Source organism: Micromonospora sonchi (genome assembly GCF_014646235.1).
GTDB classification, from domain to species: domain Bacteria; phylum Actinomycetota; class Actinomycetes; order Mycobacteriales; family Micromonosporaceae; genus Micromonospora; species Micromonospora sonchi.
In genome coordinates this window covers 83832-100056 of sequence record NZ_BMNB01000012.1, presented here as the reverse complement: position 1 = coordinate 100056, position 16225 = coordinate 83832, and the positions used below count along the sequence as shown (strand labels likewise).

The following is a 16225-nucleotide window of genomic DNA, read 5'->3' as shown; positions in this document are numbered from 1 at the left end:
GCACAACTGCCGGCACCGAGCGTGCTCGCCGCCGGCCGTACGCCCAGCGGGCCGTCTCCACGATCACGGTGACGCTGAGCGCCAGGCCGAGCCCAAGTAACAGCCCGCGCAGCGGATCCTGCTCGAAGGCGAGCCCGCCCAAATAACCGACCAGCGCCGAGTAGACACCCCAGGTGCCGGCGGCCAGCACGTCGAACGCCAGGAACCGCGACCGGGGGAACCGCGTCGCCCCCATGGTCATGGTGACAGCGGTCCGACCACCCGGTATGTACCGCGCCACGGTCAGGATCAGGCCTCCGCGTACGGCGATGCCCCGGCTGGCCCAGGCATATGCCGTACGCCGCCGCCCACGTTCCGGTAGTCGCGCGAGCAGGCGTCCGCCGCCGCGCCGGCCGATGGCGTACGAAATGTGGTCGCCGACCAGAGCGCCGGCCGCCGCCACGACGATCACCGCCCACAGCGCCGGTTGTCCGGTCGCCGCGAAGACCCCGGCGGTGATGACCGCGGTCTCACTGGGCACCACGGGGAAGAAACCGTCGATCACCGCGATCGAAAAGAGCGCCAGGTAGACCCAGGGCGAGGACATCGTCTGGTGGAGCAGGTCGAGCACCAATTCCATGATCCCGATGCTGGCCCCGGCGCGGCTTCCGGCCCTCGGCCGATCGTCATTTCCGCCCCACTACCTAAGTTGTGGCCAGCCCTGAGTCCGACTCCGGGCCAACCCCGAGAAGACCGGCCCGGCCGCCCGGAGGTGTCCCCCCTCTGGCCGTCGGAGACAGATGGACCGGCCGGGCCGCCGCTAGCCTGCAACGATGGCCATCGTCGAAGTCCGGGCACTTCTTCGGCGGTGCGCGCTGCCACTGCTGGCCGTACTGGTATCGGCCGGGGTCTGGATGTCCGCCACCGGCGCGGCCGGAGTGCCCTCACCGCTGCCCCCGGCGGTGGTCCTCGCCGTTGCCGTCGCCTCCGGGTATGCCGTGCTGGTGGCGCGGGTACGCCGATGGCCGCTGTTCGCTGCGGCTGCCGTCGGTTGGCTGGTGCTGGCCGCCTGGCCGGTCCCGGCGGCGGCGTCCCTCCTGGCCGGACTACGGCTGCGCGGCCGTCGCCGGACCGTCGCCTACCTGGCCGGGGCGGTGCTGGTCACGGCCGTCGGGGTGCTGGTGGGGGTGGCGGCCGGCGGGGAGCGGCGACTGACCATGGCCACGCCGGGTAACGTGCTCGCGCTCTTCGCCTGGCTGGTGCTGCTGCCGCTGGTGATCGGGCTCTGGACGCGGGCCAGGCGGGACACCGTTGGCGCGTTGCGCGACCGGGCCGAGCGGCTGGAACGTGAACAGGTGGCCCGCGCGGAGCAGGCCCGCGCCGAGGAACGGGCCCGGATCGCCCGGGAGATGCACGACGTGGTCGCCCACCGGGTGTCGCTGATGGTGGTGCACGCAGGGGCGTTGGAGGTGACGTCCGCCGACTCGGCGACGGTGGAGGCCGCGTCGCTGATCCGGTCAACCGGTCGACAGGCCCTCACCGACCTGCGCGAGGTACTCGGCGTGCTGCGTGGGCCGGCGGGGACCGTACCGCCGCCCGGGTTGTCGGAGGTGGATGTCCTGATCCAGGAGTCGCGCACCGCCGGTCTGCGGGTCGAACGGCGTGACGAGGGCCCCTGCCGGCCCCTGCCGGCCACGGTCGGACGGACGGTGCACCGGGTGGTACGGGAGGCGTTGACGAACGTGCGAAAGCACGCACCCGACGCGGAGACGACGGTCAGCCTGCGGTATCTCTCCGGCGGGGTCGAGGTCGGGGTGCGCAACGGGCCGGCAATCGGCGGGACGGCTCTGCCCGGTGCGGGGTTGGGCCTGATCGGTCTACGGGAACGCGTGGAACTGCTCGGCGGGCGGCTCACGGCCGGGCCGTACGACAGGGGTTTCCTGGTCCGGGCGCTGATTCCGATAGAGGAGCCGGAGTGATCCGGGTGTTGATCGTCGACGATGAGCAGTTGGTCCGGTCCGGCCTGCGGTTGATCCTCGATGCGGCCGGCGACATCACGGTGGTCGGCGAGGCGGCGGACGGCGGTGCGGCGCGAGCCGAGGTCCGGCGGCTCCGACCGGACGTGGTCCTGTTGGATGTCCGCATGCCGAGCGTGGACGCCTCGCCGCCGCGCCGCACATCGTCGCCACAGGCGCAAAGGTGATCATGCTGACGACATTCGACCGGGACGAGTACGTGCATCAGGCCCTGCGTGCCGGCGCGGTCGGCTTCCTGCTCAAGGACACCGCACCGGGCGACCTGGCCGCCGCAGTGCGCGCCGTGGCTGGCGGTGACGCCATGCTTGCACCCACCGTGACCCGGCGCTTGATCGACTCCTTTGCGGAACGCGGCCCGGCCCGACGCGAGACGGCCCGGCGTCAGCTTCGGTGCCTGACCGCACGGGAGCTGGAGATCGTACGCGCGGTGGAACGAGGGCTCGCGAACGCCCAGATCGCTCGTCAACTGGTGATGAGCGAGGCCACCGTGAAAGGGCACGTGAGCCGGGCGATGACGAAGGTCGGCGCCGGGAACCGCGTGCAGTTGGCGATCCTGGTCCACGATGCCGAGCTGCCGTGACTCCATGCTCAGGGCACCAGGTGTTAAAAAGGGGCCCTTTCTCTACACCAGGCGTTAATAAGGGGCCCTTCCTTCTCCTCGGCTGTGGGGCCGTGGGAGGTGAGCAGCACGGGGGCGGCGAGCGCCTCGGCGACGGCCTGCGGCCAGTCGGTGGGTGGGGCGTCGTCGTAGAGCGGGCGGGCACGCAGCAGCCGGGCGGTGAGCGCGGCCTGCCGGTCGAGGTCGCCGGGTGGGCCCGGGAGCAGCCCGTCCAGGTTGTCGTAGCGGCGGCAGAGACGCAGGTCGAGGCCGCGATCGGCGAGATCCAGGTGGGTCAGCGCCAGGCCGTCGACCCCGCCGGCGACCGCCAGGGCGTACGCGTGGGCGACCGCGTCGAAGTGGCCGAACCGGAAGCGGCCCTGCCACGGGTTCGTCGGGTTGTGCGGGTCGGCCAGCGGCAGCGCCGGGTCTTCGGTGACCAGCGGGCCCGGCCCGTGCCGGGTGGTGACCGTGCGCAGTACCCCGATCCGGGTAGCCGTTCCGGCGAGCCCGGCCTCGGCCAGCAGGGACTCCGCGTTGGCGAAGGTGGTGGTGCTCCACGTTGTGTACGGGTGGAAGCCGTGCCACTCGTCGAGCAGCACCCCCTGCGCGCCCTCGAACACGCACGACCCGGACCGCAGCGCCCCGGCCAGCCAGGACCGGTCGACGATGGCCACCCGCTGCGCGAAGGCGCGGTATGCCGGCAGGCAGTCGGCGACCGGCGGGGCGTCCAGCGGGCCGAGTTCGGCGGTGAGCCGGTCCCGCAACGCGGTCAACCGGCGGCGTAGCAGTTCGGGACGGTGGCAGTCCGCCACCCGAGGGGCCTCGGCGGGGTGGGCGAGACCGTACGCGACGGCCTCGCCCACCCCCAGCCCGCAGGAGCCGTGCCGGTCGGCCCCACGGGCCAGCTCCCGCGCCCGGTTGGCGGCCTGGTGGTACGGGGTGGCCAGCAGCGCCTCCCCGTCCACGGTCAGCCGGTCGAGCGCGTCGGGCACCCCGACGGTGGCGAGGTGGTCGGCCTCGACGGCCAGCGCCAGCGGGTCCACCACCACGTGCCGGGACAGGTGCGTGCGTACGTCGGGACGGAACGTGCCGGCGCCGAACTGCGCGAACGTGTGGTGCCGGCCGTCGCGCAGGACGACGTTGTGCGCCGCCTGCGCGCCCCCGTTGAACCGGACCACCGTGTGCACCGGCCGGGTCGCGCAGAGCCAGTCCACGACCGTGCCCTTCCCGGCGTCGCCGTACCCGAGGTCGACCACGATCGCGTGCTCCCCGCGCCCGCCGCCGGCCGGTGCGACCGCCCGCCGTCCGCCGTCCGCCGCCGCGCGGCTTGCCGCCGCCCGATCCGCTGCCGCGCGACCCGCCGGCGCCCACGCCTGGACAGCGGTCACAGCCGGATCACTCCACCGCCGGTGCCGCGGTTGGCGGGTAGTTCCGCCATCTCGGCCCGCCGCGATCCGCTGAGGCGTACCAGCGCCTTGGACACGGTGCCGGTGGCCGTCGACCCGGCCCGGTCGAGGTCCCGCAGGCCCGCGTCGAGATCGATGGCCTCCTCGCCGAGGCCGACGGTGAGGGCGATGGTCTCGCAGACCGCGTCGAGGTCGTCCAGTTCCAGGGTGTTCTGGCCGAGCAGGCCGCGCCAGAAGTCGAGCACCTTGCGGTTGCCCGCGTAGTGGCTACCGGCGGGAAGGAGGTAGTACGTGTCCCAGCGGCGGGTCACCTCGTCGACGATCTGCCGCAGCGGCAGGTCCTCGCGCGGGCCGCCGCCGATCAGCCGGGCCACCTCGGCGGCCTTCACCTTCGGGTACGCCAACTCGTCGCCGATGACGAAGAGGTAGCCGCGCCGACCCCGTTTCTCCCAGCGGTCAGTGGCCGTGTGTCGGGCCATGAAGTAGAGCGCCAACTCGTACGACTCCCGCATCTGGCCGCCACCGCCGCCCTCCAGGACGATCCGGCCGAGGTCGTCGTCCATCCGGTTGTCGGACTCGAACTGCCCCACCTGCAACGGCACCCGGTCGCAGGTGGCGTCGCCGATCGCGCCGAACATGATCTGTGGGTCGCGGGCGTACCCCTGGCGCAGCAGCATCCCGAGCAGCTGCGGCAGCTTGGTTTGGAGGGTGCGGGGCACCTGCCCCATCGAGCCGGTGACGTCGAAGAGGACGGCGATCGGGGTCGACTGCGGGTGCTCGGCCGAGTAACGGCTCTCCCGCAGCACGTCGCGCGGGTCCAGCGCCGGGTGCACCTTCCGCGCGCCGCTGTCGCTGTACGAGAACGCGCTGGTGCCGGTGGCCCGGCGGTAGCGGTCGGCGGCGTCGTACACGTCGGTGGACCACATTCCACTGCCCATGGCAGCCTCCCTAGGGGTTGAGGGTGAAGGGTCGGAAGGTGCGCGGCCCGTAGAGGCGGTGCAGCACCTCGTCGAGTTCGCCGAGCAGTCGCCAGGCGTCGTCGGGGCGGGCGCGCAGGACGCGTTGCCGGCAGCCCCGGGCGAAGGTGAGCAGTTCGCGTGGGGCCCGGCGGCCCATCAGCCAGGTCATGCAGCGGGCGGCCATGGCGATGTCGGTGCCCGGCCCGCCGGGGCGGCGGTCGGTGACCTCGGCCGGGTACCACTCCTGATAGCCGGGGACCAGGGCCGGCACGATGCCGTCCGGGTCGGTCGAGAAGCACCAGTCGACCAGCACCACGCCGTGGGCGTCCGGCTCGATCAGCACGTGCGGGGGCAGCACCGCGCCGTGCACCACGCCGGCCCGGTGGGCCAGGCCGAGCGCGACCAGCAGCCGCCGCCACATCCAGGCCACGTCCCGGGCGTCCAGCCCGTCCGGGTACGACCGCCGCACCTCGACCAGGCTGTGCAGGCCGGGGGCGGTGGCGAGCACGATGATCCGTCGCTCGGCTCCGGTGGCGGCGTCCCGGTGGGCGAAGCTGTCCACCAGTCGGGGCACGTACGGCAGCCAGCGCGGGTCGCCCCGCTCGGCGAGTCGGCGCAGCGCGCGCTCCTCGCGGTCCATCAGGTCGTTGTCGCGTGGGTCGCGGGGCAGCTTGAGCAGCCGGTCGGCGCCGACGTCGTACAGGTCGGCGAGGTCACCGGAGTGCGCCGGCCGGCCGCACCGGTAGCCGCGCAGCACCGTCTCCCGGCGGGCCCGCCAGCGGGTGGTGACCCGGACGAAGGCCTCGGTGGCTTCGGCGCGGACGCCCGGGCCGACCCGACCGAGCCGGTCGGGATGCAGGACCGCGACCAGCTCGCGGTAGCGGCGGTCCGGCTCGTCGAGGCCGAACAGCTCGTCGTCGTCGCGGGCGGCGGCGACCAGCCGGATCGCCTCGTCGGTCCTCATCGTGCCGTCTCCTCCCGAGCGGGGCGCAGCAGCGCCGGATGCAGCAGTCGGGCGTCGCCGGCGCGGTACAGCCGGGCGCGCGGGCCGCCCCGGGTGCCACCGCGTTCGGTGCTGGCTCCCGTGCTCTCCACGAACCCCGGCACGGAGAGCACCTTGCGGTGGAAGTTGCCGGCGTGCAGCGAGTGCCCCCAGACCGTCTCGTAGACGCCGCGCAGGTCGCCGATGGTGAACTCGGGCGGGAGGAAGCGCGTGGCCAGCGGGGTGTATTCCAGCTTGGCGCGGGCCCGCTCCAGCCCGTCGTCGACGATCCGGCGGTGGTCGAAGGCGAGCTGCCGGCTGGCCAACTCGGCGACCGGCACCCAGGCCGCCTCCTCGGCATCGGTGCCGGCCGCCGGGTCGGGCAGGTCGGGCGCGAAGGCAAGGTGGGCGACGGAGACGATCCGCATCCGAGGATCACGGTCGGGCGCGCCGTAGCTGGCCAACTGTTCCATGTGGACGCGTAGCAGCCGCTCGCCGCCGAGGCCGGTCTCTTCGGCCAGCTCCCGACGGGCGGCGGCGGCCAGGTCCTCGTCGGGTCGGACGAAGCCGCCCGGCAGCGCCCAGTGGCCCACGTACGGCTGGGCGCCGCGACGGATCAGCAGCAGGTGCAGGGCGCCGTCGCGGATGGTCAGGGCGACCACGTCGGCGGTGACCGCCACGGCCGGGAAGGCGTTCGGGTCGTACGCGGCGAGGAAGTCCTGCTCGTTCATCGGTATTCACTCTCACTTTGAGAACAACTCGAACTGAGAACAACTTAGCGCGAAAGAGAGGGCCGGGCAAGTGCCCGACCCTCTCGTCGACGCCGACTCCTCAGCGGACGGTGCCCACCAGATGCGGGCGACCACCTCCGTCGTGCAGCGCGAAGTCCCAGCCGGGACCGTCGGGTGCGGCGCTGAACGCGACCGTGCCGGGCAACGGCACCGGCAGCTTGAACGCCACGTCCACCGTGTACGCCTCGGGCAGCCGGTTCTCCAGGGCGGCCAGGCAGCGGGCCTTGCTCCACATGCCGTGCGCGATCGGCCGGGGGAAGCCGAGCAGCCGCGCGCCCAGCCGCGATGTGTGGATCGGGTTGTGGTCGCCGGAGACCTGCGCGTACTCTCGGCCCACCCTGGGCGTCACCCGCCAGATGGCGATCGCGGCCGGCGGCGCGGGCCGCTCATCCCGGTCGCGCCGGGCACCCTCGCCGGGCGTGCGCTGCCGGCCGAGGTACGTCGAGACACCGCGCCACACCTCCACCCCGTCGACCGACCCGACCAGTACGACGTCCACCTGCCGGCCCCGGTCGTGTGGGCGCAGGTTCTCCGCCCAGGTGGTGAAGTCCAGCCGGTCGGTGACGGTGACCGGCCGGTGCACGGTGATCCGGTTGCCGACGTGCACCACCCCGGCCAGCGGGATCGGGAACTCCGGTGCGGTGATCAACCGAAGGGCCAGCGGAAAGCCCATGACGTGCGGGAAGGCCGCGGGCAGCCGGTCGGTGAGCCGGAACCCGCACACCCGGTCGTAGTCGGCCAACCGTTGCGGGTCCACGGTGACCCCACCGACGGTCAGCTCCACCGCCGGCACCCCGTCGCCGCGCCGGCCGCCGAGCCCCGGTATCGCGCCCAGCAGCGCCCGCCGGTACAGCGGACCGGCCGCCGGCAGCCCCGGCAGCTCGACCCGGTCCCGGGTCGCCGGTCCGCCGGCCGTGTCCCCGTCGGCCGCCGCCCCGACCTGCCCCACCGTGCTGGTCTCCGGCGTGCCGGGTTGGTCGGCTGCCGCCCCGGACTGTCCGCTCGTCGGTTGGTGGGCGGGCCGGTCGTCGGCCACGGCTCCGACCAGGTCGGACAGGTCGCGGGTCGGCTCGGCCCGCCCACCGTCGCCCGCCGGATCCGCCCGCGCGGCGGCCAGCATCTCCCGCGTGAGAATCTCCGTCGGCCCGTCGATCAGCTCGCCGACCGACAGTTCGTCGGCCGGCTCCTCGTCGCCACGTCTGCGCCGGACCATCACGCCCCCAGCAGGCTCTGGCCGCAGACGCGGACCACGTTGCCGCTGAGCGCCCCGGACGCCGGCCAGGCCAGCCAGCCGATGGTCTCGGCCACGTCCACCGGCAGCCCGCCCTGGGAGAGGCTGTTCATCCGGCGGCCCGCCTCGCGCAGCATCAGCGGGATCCGGGCGGTCAACCGGGTCTCGATGAAGCCGGGCGCGACGGCGTTGACGCTGATCTGCCGCTCGCGCAGCGCGGGGGCGAGCGAATCGACCAGCCCGATCACGCCGGCCTTGCTGGTGGCGTAGTTGGTCTGGCCCCGGTTGCCGGCGATCCCGGCGATCGAGGAGACCCCGACGATCCGGCCGCCGGCCGGGATCAGCTCCCGCTCGAGCAGCAGGTCGTTGATCCGCTCCTGGCTGGACAGGTTCACGTCGATGACCTGGTCCCACCGGTCGGCGTCCATCCGGCCGAGGGTCTTGTCCCGGGTGATGCCGGCGTTGTGCACCACCGCGTCCACCCGCCCGTGCCGGCTGGCCACGTGTTCGGCGAGCCGGGCCGGTGCGTCGGTGGCGGTCAGGTCGAGCTGCACGGCGGTGCCGCCGATCTCGTTGGCCACCGCGGCCAGCTCGTCCCCGGCGGCCGGGACGTCCAACGCCAGCACGATCGCGCCGTCGCGGGCCAGCACCCGGGCCAGCGCCGCGCCGATGCCCCGGGCCGCGCCGGTGACCAGCACGACCTGCCCGTCCAGCGGGCGGTCCCAGTCGGCCGGCGCGGCCGCCCGGCCGGCGCCGACCCGGACCACCTGACCCGAGACGTACGCGGATCGGCCGGAGAGCAGGAACCGGAGGGTCGACTCCAGGCTGGTCCAGGTGCCCTCGTCGGCTTCCTTCGTGACCTGGACCAACTGGGCGGTGATGCCCCGGCCGAACTCCTTGCCGATGCTGCGGGTCAGCCCTTCCAGGGCCCGCTGGGCGGTCGCCTCGCGCGGCGTGCCGCACTCGGTCGGCGGGGTGCCGAGCACGATCACCCGGCCGCTGGGCTGCACCGCCCGAGCCTGTGGGTGGAAGAAGTCGTAGAGCTGGCGCAGGCCGGTCGAGTCGGTGATGCCGGTGGCGTCGTAGACGAGGGCGGCGCTGGCCGGCGTACGGCCGGTCGCCGGGTCGGGCACGGCGGTGACCGGATCGCGCAGGGCGAGCCCGGCGGCGGCCAGGATCCTGCCGACCGGCTCGGCGAGGCGCGCACCGGAGGCCGCGCCGAGCAGCACCGGCCCGGGGAGGATCGGCTCGCCGGAAGCGTGCCGGCGCAGTCGCGGCGGATCGGGCAACCCGAGGCGCTTGACCAGCGCCCGACCGGGGCCCGACTGGACGAAGCTCGCGTACCTGTCGGTCATAGGCGTAGCCTACTGGTGAGTAAGGTGCGGGCAACACTTTCGAGGAGGCGAATCGTGCAGAACGTTCGACGGGTCGCGGTGATCGGCGGCAATCGCATCCCCTTCGCCCGCTCCAACTCGCGCTACGCCAGCGCCTCCAACTCCGACCTGCTCGGCGCCGCCCTGGACGGGCTGATCGCCCGGTTCGGCCTGGCTGGGCAGCAGGTGGGCGAGGTGGTCGCCGGTGCGGTGCTGAAGCACTCGAAGGACTTCAACCTCACCCGTGAGGTGGTGCTCGGCTCCAAGCTCGACCCGCGCACCCCGGCGTACGACATCCAGCAGGCCTGCGGCACCGGCCTGGAGGCGGCCATCCTGGTGGCCAACAAGATCGCCCTCGGGCAGATCGAGGTGGGCGTCGCCGGTGGCGTCGACACCACCTCCGACGCCCCGCTCGCGGTCAACGAGGAACTGCGCCGCACCCTGCTCAAGCTCAACTCCGCCCGCACCCTCGGTGAGCGGCTGAAGATCGCCGCGAAGCTGCGCCCGGCCCAGCCGTTCAAGCCGGAGATCCCGCGCAACGCCGAGCCGCGTACCGGGCTGTCCATGGGCGAGCACGCCGCCCGGACGGCGCTGCGCTGGAACGTCGACCGGCAGGCGCAGGACGAGTTCGCGCTGCGCTCGCACCAGCGGCTCGCCGCCGCGTACGACAAGGGGTTCTTCGACGACCTGATGACCCCCTACCTGGGGCTGACCCGCGATGCGAACCTCCGCGCCGACACCACGCTGGAGAAGCTCGGTGCGCTGCGGCCGGTCTTCGGCACCAAGGGCCCGGACACCGACCGGGCCACCATGACCGCCGGCAACTCCTCGCCGCTGACCGACGGCGCCTCCACCGTGCTGCTGGCCAGCGAAGAGTGGGCGCGCGAGCATCAACTGCCGGTGCTGGCCTGGTTCTCCTGGTCGGAGACGGCCGCGGTGGACTTCGTGCACGGTGACGAGGGGCTGCTGATGGCGCCCGCGTACGCGGTGCCCCGGCTGCTCGCCCGCGCCGGGTTGACCCTTCAGGACTTCGACTACTACGAGATCCACGAGGCGTTCGCCGCGCAGGTGCTGGCGACCCTGGCCGCCTGGGAGTCGCCGGAGTTCTGCAAGGACCGGCTCGGCCTGGACGCCCCGCTGGGCGCGATCGACACCGACAAGCTCAACGTCAACGGCTCCTCGCTGGCCGCCGGGCACCCGTTCGCCGCCACCGGCGGCCGGATCGTGGCCACCCTGGCCAAGCTGCTCGCCGCCAAGGGCAGCGGTCGCGGGCTCATCTCCATCTGCGCCGCCGGTGGTCAGGGCGTGACCGCGATCCTGGAACGCTGACCTCCCCTTTCAGGGACAAAAGTGCACTAACGCTCACATTCGCGTATTGACCTTCCCATCCTGAAGGAACTGATTGTCCTTCAGAGGGGGGTTTGTGATGAAACATGCGCGATGGCTGGTTGCCCTGCTCTCGGGCGCCGCGCTCGCCGTCGTTCCCGGTGTCGCCCCGACCGGCGCGACACCGACCAGCGCGGCGCGGCTCGCCGCGCCGGCCGACGACGTCGCCCCACAGTCGGGCGAGGGCGAGCAGGAACCGCTCCGAGCCGCACTCCCAACCAACGCAGCCAAGTCGGGTGGCCAGCGCCTCTGCCGGCCCGGCACACCCCCGGACGCCCCACAGACCACCGTCTTCTACGGCGGGAACCGGCTGTTCGGTCCCGCCCAGTTGCCGTACGCGTCACCGGTCGGCCCGCTGCTCGCCGGTTACCAACGGTTCGGTGCCCAGACCGAGAACCAGTGGGTGCAGAACTACACCGTGCCCGGAGATCCGACCCGACTGCTCTTCCCGCCGGAGAGCGGCTTCGTGCTCGGCCCGGACGGCAGGGCGGTCAAGCAGCGGCAGACCCTGCTGCCCGGCTACCGCCTCGACCGCTTCGGCTTCACCGGTGGCGCCTTCCTCGCCCCGCTCGGCACCCCGTTCGGCGCGCGCTCGCTGGCGCCGCAGAGCCTGAACACCCCACCGACGCCGCCGGCCACCACGCCACCCGCGCCACTGGCCAACTACCACACGTACTGCGTACTCAAGCCGTTCGACGTGGACTCCGGGTCGATCGCACCCTGGTTCGCGCAGCCCGGCCTGGGCACCCAGTTCCAGCTCAACCCGGCGTACGTGCCGAAGGCTGGGGCGAACCTGACCGTGCAGTGGCTGCTCGACCACAAGTTCATCGTCGAGGAGTACCTGGGCGGCCCCTGCCCGACCACGACGACGCGCGCGGTGCCACGCCAGGGCGACACCGCGCCCCAAGCGTGCTGACCGGCCGGCAATCTTGGACGTTTTCGGCCCCCACAGGGCCTTCCGGTGTCAAGATCCGGCGGAGGCGGCGGGCGACCGCCGCCCGTACCCTCGCTCTTGCGGAGGTGACGGAGTGAATCGGCAGGAGGTACGGGACGCCCTGCTCGCCGCCGGGCTGTCGCCGGACGCCTTCGAGCTGGAAGGGGTGCACGAGCACGTGCCCGTGCCGCCCGACTTCTGGTTCCTGCGGCGCGGCCCCGACGGCTGGGAGATCGGCCCCTACGAACGCGGCCATTACGAGGTACGCCAGGTCTTCGCCACCGAGCCGGCCGCGTGCGCCGGCCTCTGGACCGCCCTCACCGGCCGCCCCGCCCCACCCTGAGCAGGTTCCCCTGGCGTGCGACACGTTGGTCGCACGGCATGGCGCAGAAAGCGAAGAGCGCCACCCGGTCCGGGTGGCGCTCTTCGATGTCTTAACCCCAGCGGTTTGGCCTGCCGACACGCGACTACCAGGGACCGTCCTGGGGTCTTCGCGTTCTAGAGTACCCGACCGTGACCCCCGACAACAGCACAACCGACCTTGCTCCGCTGTTGCTACGCAGGATGGGCCTGCCACGGATGAGGGCATACGTTGCCCAGTGTGGGGGTGACGCGGACGCCGGGCTTGTTCTCTACCGGTGGAACGCTGCCGCGAGCGGGGCCTTCTGGAAACTCTCAGCCACCTGGAGGTCGTCCTACGGAACGTTCTCGCCGAGCAGTTGGCGGCCCGCCATGCTGCGGCAGGCCGTGCTGGGACCTGGCTGGATGATCCTGCCGATGAACTCGACCAACGAGCCAGGGCTGACATCCGCGAAGCGCGGCGGAGAGTGGTCGCCAAGGGAAAGCAACCGGCTGATGGCCAGACGATATCCGAACTTTCGTTCGGATTCTGGCGATTTCTGCTTGCCCGTCGCTACAACACCGTGCTGTGGCCGGATCTGGCGGGCGGTTTTCCGTACGCCCCTGATCGGGCAAGGACCACGGTCGACGGACCGTTCACCCGCCTCCATTTGTTCCGCAATCGGCTCGCTCATCATGAGCGAATCTGGACCGAGCCGTTGACCGAGCGGTACGGGGACATTCTCAACCTCCTGCGCTACGTCGACCCGAGAATTGCCCAATGGGTCGGCCAGGAGTGCCGGGTTCCACTCCTGCTCAGCTCCTGCCCTGTTGCGCGTCCTCGCCCTTGAGCGGGAGTCGTCACTGCCGGTGAGGGGCGGTCGGGGGCCGGCTGGCGGGTGCCGGACAATGGGCGCGTGACGATGATCCCCAACGTGCTCGCCCACCGGTACGCCTCGCCCGAACTGGTCGCCCTCTGGTCACCCGAGGAGAAGATCCGGCTGGAGCGACAGCTCTGGCTCGCCGTACTCCGAGCCCAGCGGGACCTCGGCGTGCCGGTGCCGGACGGGGTGGTCGAGGCGTACGAGCGGGTGTTGGACGACGTCGACCTGGACTCGATCGCGGCGCGGGAGCGGGTGACGCGCCACGACGTGAAGGCGCGCATCGAGGAGTTCAGCGCGTTGGCCGGGCACGAGCACGTGCACAAGGGGATGACCTCGCGGGACCTCACCGAGAACGTGGAGCAGCTCCAGGTGCGCCGGTCGCTGGAGCTGATCCGGGACCGGGTGGTGGCGACGCTGGCCCGGCTTGCCTGGCACGCCCACGAGTACGCCGACGTGGTGATGGCCGGCCGGTCGCACAACGTCGCGGCGCAGGCCACCACGCTGGGCAAGCGCTTCGCGTCGGCGGCGGAGGAGCTGATCATCGCGTACGAGCGGCTGGAGGACCTGATCGCCTGGTACCCGCTGCGGGGGATCAAGGGCCCGGTCGGCACCGCTGCCGACCAGCTCGACCTCTTCGACGGCGACGCCGAGAAGGTGGCCGAGTTGGAGCGCCGGGTCGCCGAGCACCTCGGCTTCAACCGGGTGCTGGACAGCGTCGGGCAGGTCTATCCGCGTTCGATCGATCTGGCTGTGATCGCCGCGCTGGCGCAGGTGGCCGCCGCGCCCTCGTCGCTGGCGACCACGATCCGGCTGATGGTCGGCCAGGAACTGGCCACCGAGGGTTTCAAGCCGGGCCAGGTCGGCTCCAGCGCGATGCCGCACAAGATGAACACCCGCTCGTCGGAGCGGGTCAACGGCTTCGCGGTGATCATCCGGGGGTACCTGTCGATGGTCGGCGAGCTGGCTGGCGACCAGTGGAACGAGGGGGACGTCTCCTGCTCGGTGGTGCGTCGGGTCGCCCTGCCCGACGCCTTCTTCGCCGCCGACGGGCTGTTCCAGACGTTCCTCACCGTGCTGGACGAGTTCGGCGCGTACCCCGCCGTGATCAACCGGGAGCTGGAGCGTTTCCTGCCCTTCCTGGCCACCACCAAGATCCTCGTCGCGGCCGTGCGCCGAGGCGTCGGCCGGGAGACCGCGCACGAGGCCATCAAGGAACACGCCGTCGCCGTGGCCCTGGCCATGCGTGAGCAGGGCAGCCCCGACAACGACCTCTTCGACCGCCTCGCCGCCGACCCTCGCCTCGCCCTGACCCGAGCCGAGATCGACGCCCTCGTCGCTGACCGCGCCGCCTTCACCGGCGCCACCCCCGCCCAGATTCAGGCGGTGACCGCCCGCATCACCAAAATCGTCCAATCCCACCCCACCGCCGCCACCTACACCCCACCCCCCATCCTCTGACCCACCCCTGGGGTCAGGGGTTGCGGGTGGGGGTTTCGGCGGAGGTGCCGAGGGTGGGGGCGCTGGGTGGCTCGGCGAGCTTGCCGGGAGACTCCGTGAAGGCGGGGTCCTGGGCGGTTTCCGCGGCGACCAGGGGCTGGTCGGGGGGCATGACCTCGGGGGCCTTGGGCACCACGATCACGGCGGTGCCGTAGGCGCAGATCTCCATCCACATCTCGCCGCAGTCGCGGCTGTCGAACCGCATCCCCACCACGGCGTTCGCGCCGAGCCGCTGGGCCTCCTCGCCGAGCCGGGCCACCGAGTCGGTACGCCATCGGGTGAGGTTGTCCGACGCCATCGGGTCGTACGCGCCGCCGCGCAGGTTCTTCACGCCCTCGCGGTACGGGTTGCGGGTTCTGGCCATCGAGGAGACCACTTCGCCGAGGATCTGGCGGATCTCGTAGCCGGGAAGTTGATCCGTCGTCACGACCAGCACGTTTTAGATGCTCGCAGCCCTCGTCGCGACCCAACGTGAACCTTGTTCACCTGATCGGATGCTGAAAAACAGCGCGGCGCGGACGGCGGGCGCGCAGCCCACCATCCGCGCCGCCACGGGCGCTAACCGTCAGACACCGGCCACCGAGGTGATCCAGGCCTGGTTGTACGCGACGCTGCCGTAGTTGTTGCCGTCGATCCGCGTGCTCCGGATCGCCTGTCCGCCGTAGGGCCCGGTGAGGTGTTTCCCGACTGCTCCGGCAACGAACCCGCATCAAGACGGCAACGAACCCGTATCGGTGCGAACGGGCACGTGCGGGTAGGATCAGGGACTGCCCGCACCGCGTGCGGCCGGTGCGATATCTGCCAGGTAGGCTGGCTGCGCTCGCCCGTTGTGGGTCGGCACCCAACTGCGTACACAGTCAGGAGTGCCCAGTGCCTCGCGTCGTCGTCGACGTCATGCTCAAGCCCGAGATCCTCGATCCGCAGGGCCAGGCCGTCGCAAACGCGCTGCCCCGGCTCGGCGTCAACGACGTCGCCTCGGTACGGATCGGCAGGCGGATCGAGATCGACTTCACCGGTGAACCGGACCTGGACCGGGCCCGGGAAATCGCCGACAAACTGCTCGCCAACCCGGTCATCGAGGACTTCACCGTCCGCCTGGTCGAGACCGACGAGCCCGCGGACGCCCGCTCGTGACCGCGCGGGTCGGTGTGGTGACGTTCCCCGGCTCGCTCGACGACGGGGACGCGGCCCGGGCCGTCCGGATCGCCGGCGGGGAGCCGGTCCGGCTCTGGCACGGCGACCCGCAGTTGCACGGGGTGGACGCCGTCGTCCTGCCCGGCGGCTTCTCCTACGGTGACTACCTGCGCTGCGGAGCCATCGCCCGGTTCGCCCCGGTGATGGAGACGATCGTGGACGCCGCCGCCGGTGGTCTGCCGGTGCTCGGCATCTGCAACGGCTTCCAGATCCTCTGTGAGGCCCACCTGCTGCCCGGCGCCCTCACCCGCAACCAGCACCTGCACTTCCGCAACCGCGACCAGCTCCTGCGGATCGAGTCGACCGACACCGCCTGGACCAACACCTTCCAGCCGGAACAAAGGGTGCTGATTCCGGTCAAGAACGGCGAGGGTTGCTACGTCGCCGACACCGCGACGCTGGACGAGCTCGAGGCCGAGGGCCGGGTGGTGGCCCGGTACGTCGGCGGCAACCCCAACGGATCGCAGCGGGACATCGCCGCGATCACCAACCCCGCCGGCAACGTGGTGGGCATCATGCCGCACCCCGAGCACGCGGTGGAGGCGCTCACCGGCCCCTCCCTCGACGGCCTGGGCTTCTTCACCTCCGTGCTCAAGCACCTGGTGGGGGCACCGGCGTGACCGCCCACGTCGG

At 72.2% G+C, this 16225-nt stretch carries 15 protein-coding genes and 3 pseudogenes; 10 read left to right on the top strand and 8 right to left on the bottom strand.

The annotated features are described in order from the left end of the window. Positions 1–16 precede the first annotated feature (16 nt). Positions 17–619: pseudogene (locus tag IEY61_RS14960) on the bottom strand (DedA family protein); the annotation flags it as partial. A gap of 193 nt (positions 620–812) precedes the next feature. On the opposite strand from IEY61_RS14960, the gene IEY61_RS14955 reads away from it, so the two are divergent. After that, a complete protein-coding gene (locus IEY61_RS14955; protein WP_189044580.1) occupies positions 813–1958 on the top strand; it encodes a sensor histidine kinase in 1146 nt (381 codons plus the stop codon). After that, positions 1955–2595 (top strand): annotated as a pseudogene (locus IEY61_RS14950) (response regulator). The gene IEY61_RS14955 and the pseudogene IEY61_RS14950 overlap by 4 nt, the downstream one beginning before the upstream one ends. Before the next feature lie 23 nt (positions 2596–2618). On the opposite strand, the gene IEY61_RS14945 reads toward IEY61_RS14950, so the two are convergent. From IEY61_RS14945 to IEY61_RS14920, 6 genes are all read right to left on the bottom strand, one after another. Next, positions 2619–3875 (bottom strand): adenylosuccinate synthetase, encoded by a 1257-nt coding sequence (locus tag IEY61_RS14945; RefSeq protein WP_189044785.1) that lies wholly within the window; start codon positions 3873–3875, stop codon positions 2619–2621. A 125-nt stretch (positions 3876–4000) separates the two neighbouring features. Then, complete coding sequence (locus IEY61_RS14940; RefSeq protein WP_189044578.1) at positions 4001–4960, bottom strand: hypothetical protein; 960 nt, start codon at positions 4958–4960, stop codon at positions 4001–4003. Between the two features lie 10 nt (positions 4961–4970). Beyond that, positions 4971–5945 carry a serine/threonine protein kinase gene (locus IEY61_RS14935; protein ID WP_189044576.1) on the bottom strand — a complete coding sequence of 325 codons (975 nt, stop codon included), beginning with the start codon at positions 5943–5945 and terminating at the stop codon, positions 4971–4973. Next, entirely contained in the window at positions 5942–6694 is a 753-nt protein-coding gene (locus IEY61_RS14930; protein WP_189044574.1) for an NUDIX hydrolase, read from the bottom strand. Before IEY61_RS14930 ends, IEY61_RS14935 begins: the two co-directional genes overlap by 4 nt. 100 nt (positions 6695–6794) lie before the next feature. Beyond that, positions 6795–7874: a MaoC/PaaZ C-terminal domain-containing protein gene (locus IEY61_RS14925; RefSeq protein ID WP_189044783.1), complete on the bottom strand. Its 1080-nt coding sequence runs from the start codon at positions 7872–7874 to the stop codon at positions 6795–6797. 92 nt (positions 7875–7966) lie between these two features. Then, positions 7967–9340, bottom strand: a complete 1374-nt coding sequence (locus IEY61_RS14920; protein ID WP_189044572.1) for a 3-oxoacyl-ACP reductase — start codon at positions 9338–9340, stop codon at positions 7967–7969. A 54-nt stretch (positions 9341–9394) separates the two neighbouring features. Between IEY61_RS14920 and IEY61_RS14915 the strand changes: the two genes are divergently transcribed. The 5 genes from IEY61_RS14915 (at position 9395) to purB (ending at position 14359) form a co-directional block, all read left to right on the top strand. Beyond that, on the top strand, positions 9395–10687 hold the full coding sequence (locus tag IEY61_RS14915) for an acetyl-CoA C-acetyltransferase (protein ID WP_189044570.1): 1293 nt from the start codon (positions 9395–9397) through the stop codon (positions 10685–10687). 97 nt (positions 10688–10784) lie between these two features. Further along, entirely contained in the window at positions 10785–11660 is an 876-nt protein-coding gene (locus tag IEY61_RS14910) for a TNT domain-containing protein (RefSeq protein ID WP_189044567.1), read from the top strand. A 112-nt stretch (positions 11661–11772) separates the two neighbouring features. Further along, positions 11773–12021: a hypothetical protein gene (locus IEY61_RS14905; RefSeq protein WP_189044808.1), complete on the top strand. Its 249-nt coding sequence runs from the start codon at positions 11773–11775 to the stop codon at positions 12019–12021. Positions 12022–12316: 295 nt separating this feature from the next. Beyond that, the gene (locus IEY61_RS14900) at positions 12317–12868 is read left to right on the top strand and encodes a hypothetical protein (protein ID WP_189044565.1); all 552 of its coding nucleotides are present in this window, start codon (positions 12317–12319) and stop codon (positions 12866–12868) included. 66 nt (positions 12869–12934) lie between these two features. Then, positions 12935–14359, top strand: coding sequence for an adenylosuccinate lyase (purB, locus tag IEY61_RS14895; RefSeq protein ID WP_189044562.1), 1425 nt, complete (start codon positions 12935–12937; stop codon positions 14357–14359). Between the two features lie 13 nt (positions 14360–14372). On the opposite strand, the pseudogene IEY61_RS14890 reads toward purB, so the two are convergent. Beyond that, positions 14373–14939, bottom strand: a pseudogene (locus tag IEY61_RS14890) (YbjQ family protein). On the opposite strand from IEY61_RS14890, the gene IEY61_RS31805 reads away from it, so the two are divergent. The 3 genes from IEY61_RS31805 to purQ all read left to right on the top strand — a co-directional run bounded on the left by IEY61_RS31805 (position 14893) and on the right by purQ (position 16212). Further along, positions 14893–15018, top strand: a complete 126-nt coding sequence (locus IEY61_RS31805; RefSeq protein ID WP_268240648.1) for a hypothetical protein — start codon at positions 14893–14895, stop codon at positions 15016–15018. The pseudogene IEY61_RS14890 and the gene IEY61_RS31805 overlap by 47 nt on opposite strands. Before the next feature lie 250 nt (positions 15019–15268). Further along, on the top strand, positions 15269–15532 hold the full coding sequence (purS, locus tag IEY61_RS14885) for a phosphoribosylformylglycinamidine synthase subunit PurS (RefSeq protein WP_189044558.1): 264 nt from the start codon (positions 15269–15271) through the stop codon (positions 15530–15532). After that, on the top strand, positions 15529–16212 hold the full coding sequence (gene purQ, locus IEY61_RS14880; protein WP_189044556.1) for a phosphoribosylformylglycinamidine synthase subunit PurQ: 684 nt from the start codon (positions 15529–15531) through the stop codon (positions 16210–16212). The genes purS and purQ overlap by 4 nt, the downstream gene beginning before the upstream one ends. Positions 16213–16225: the final 13 nt, after the last annotated feature.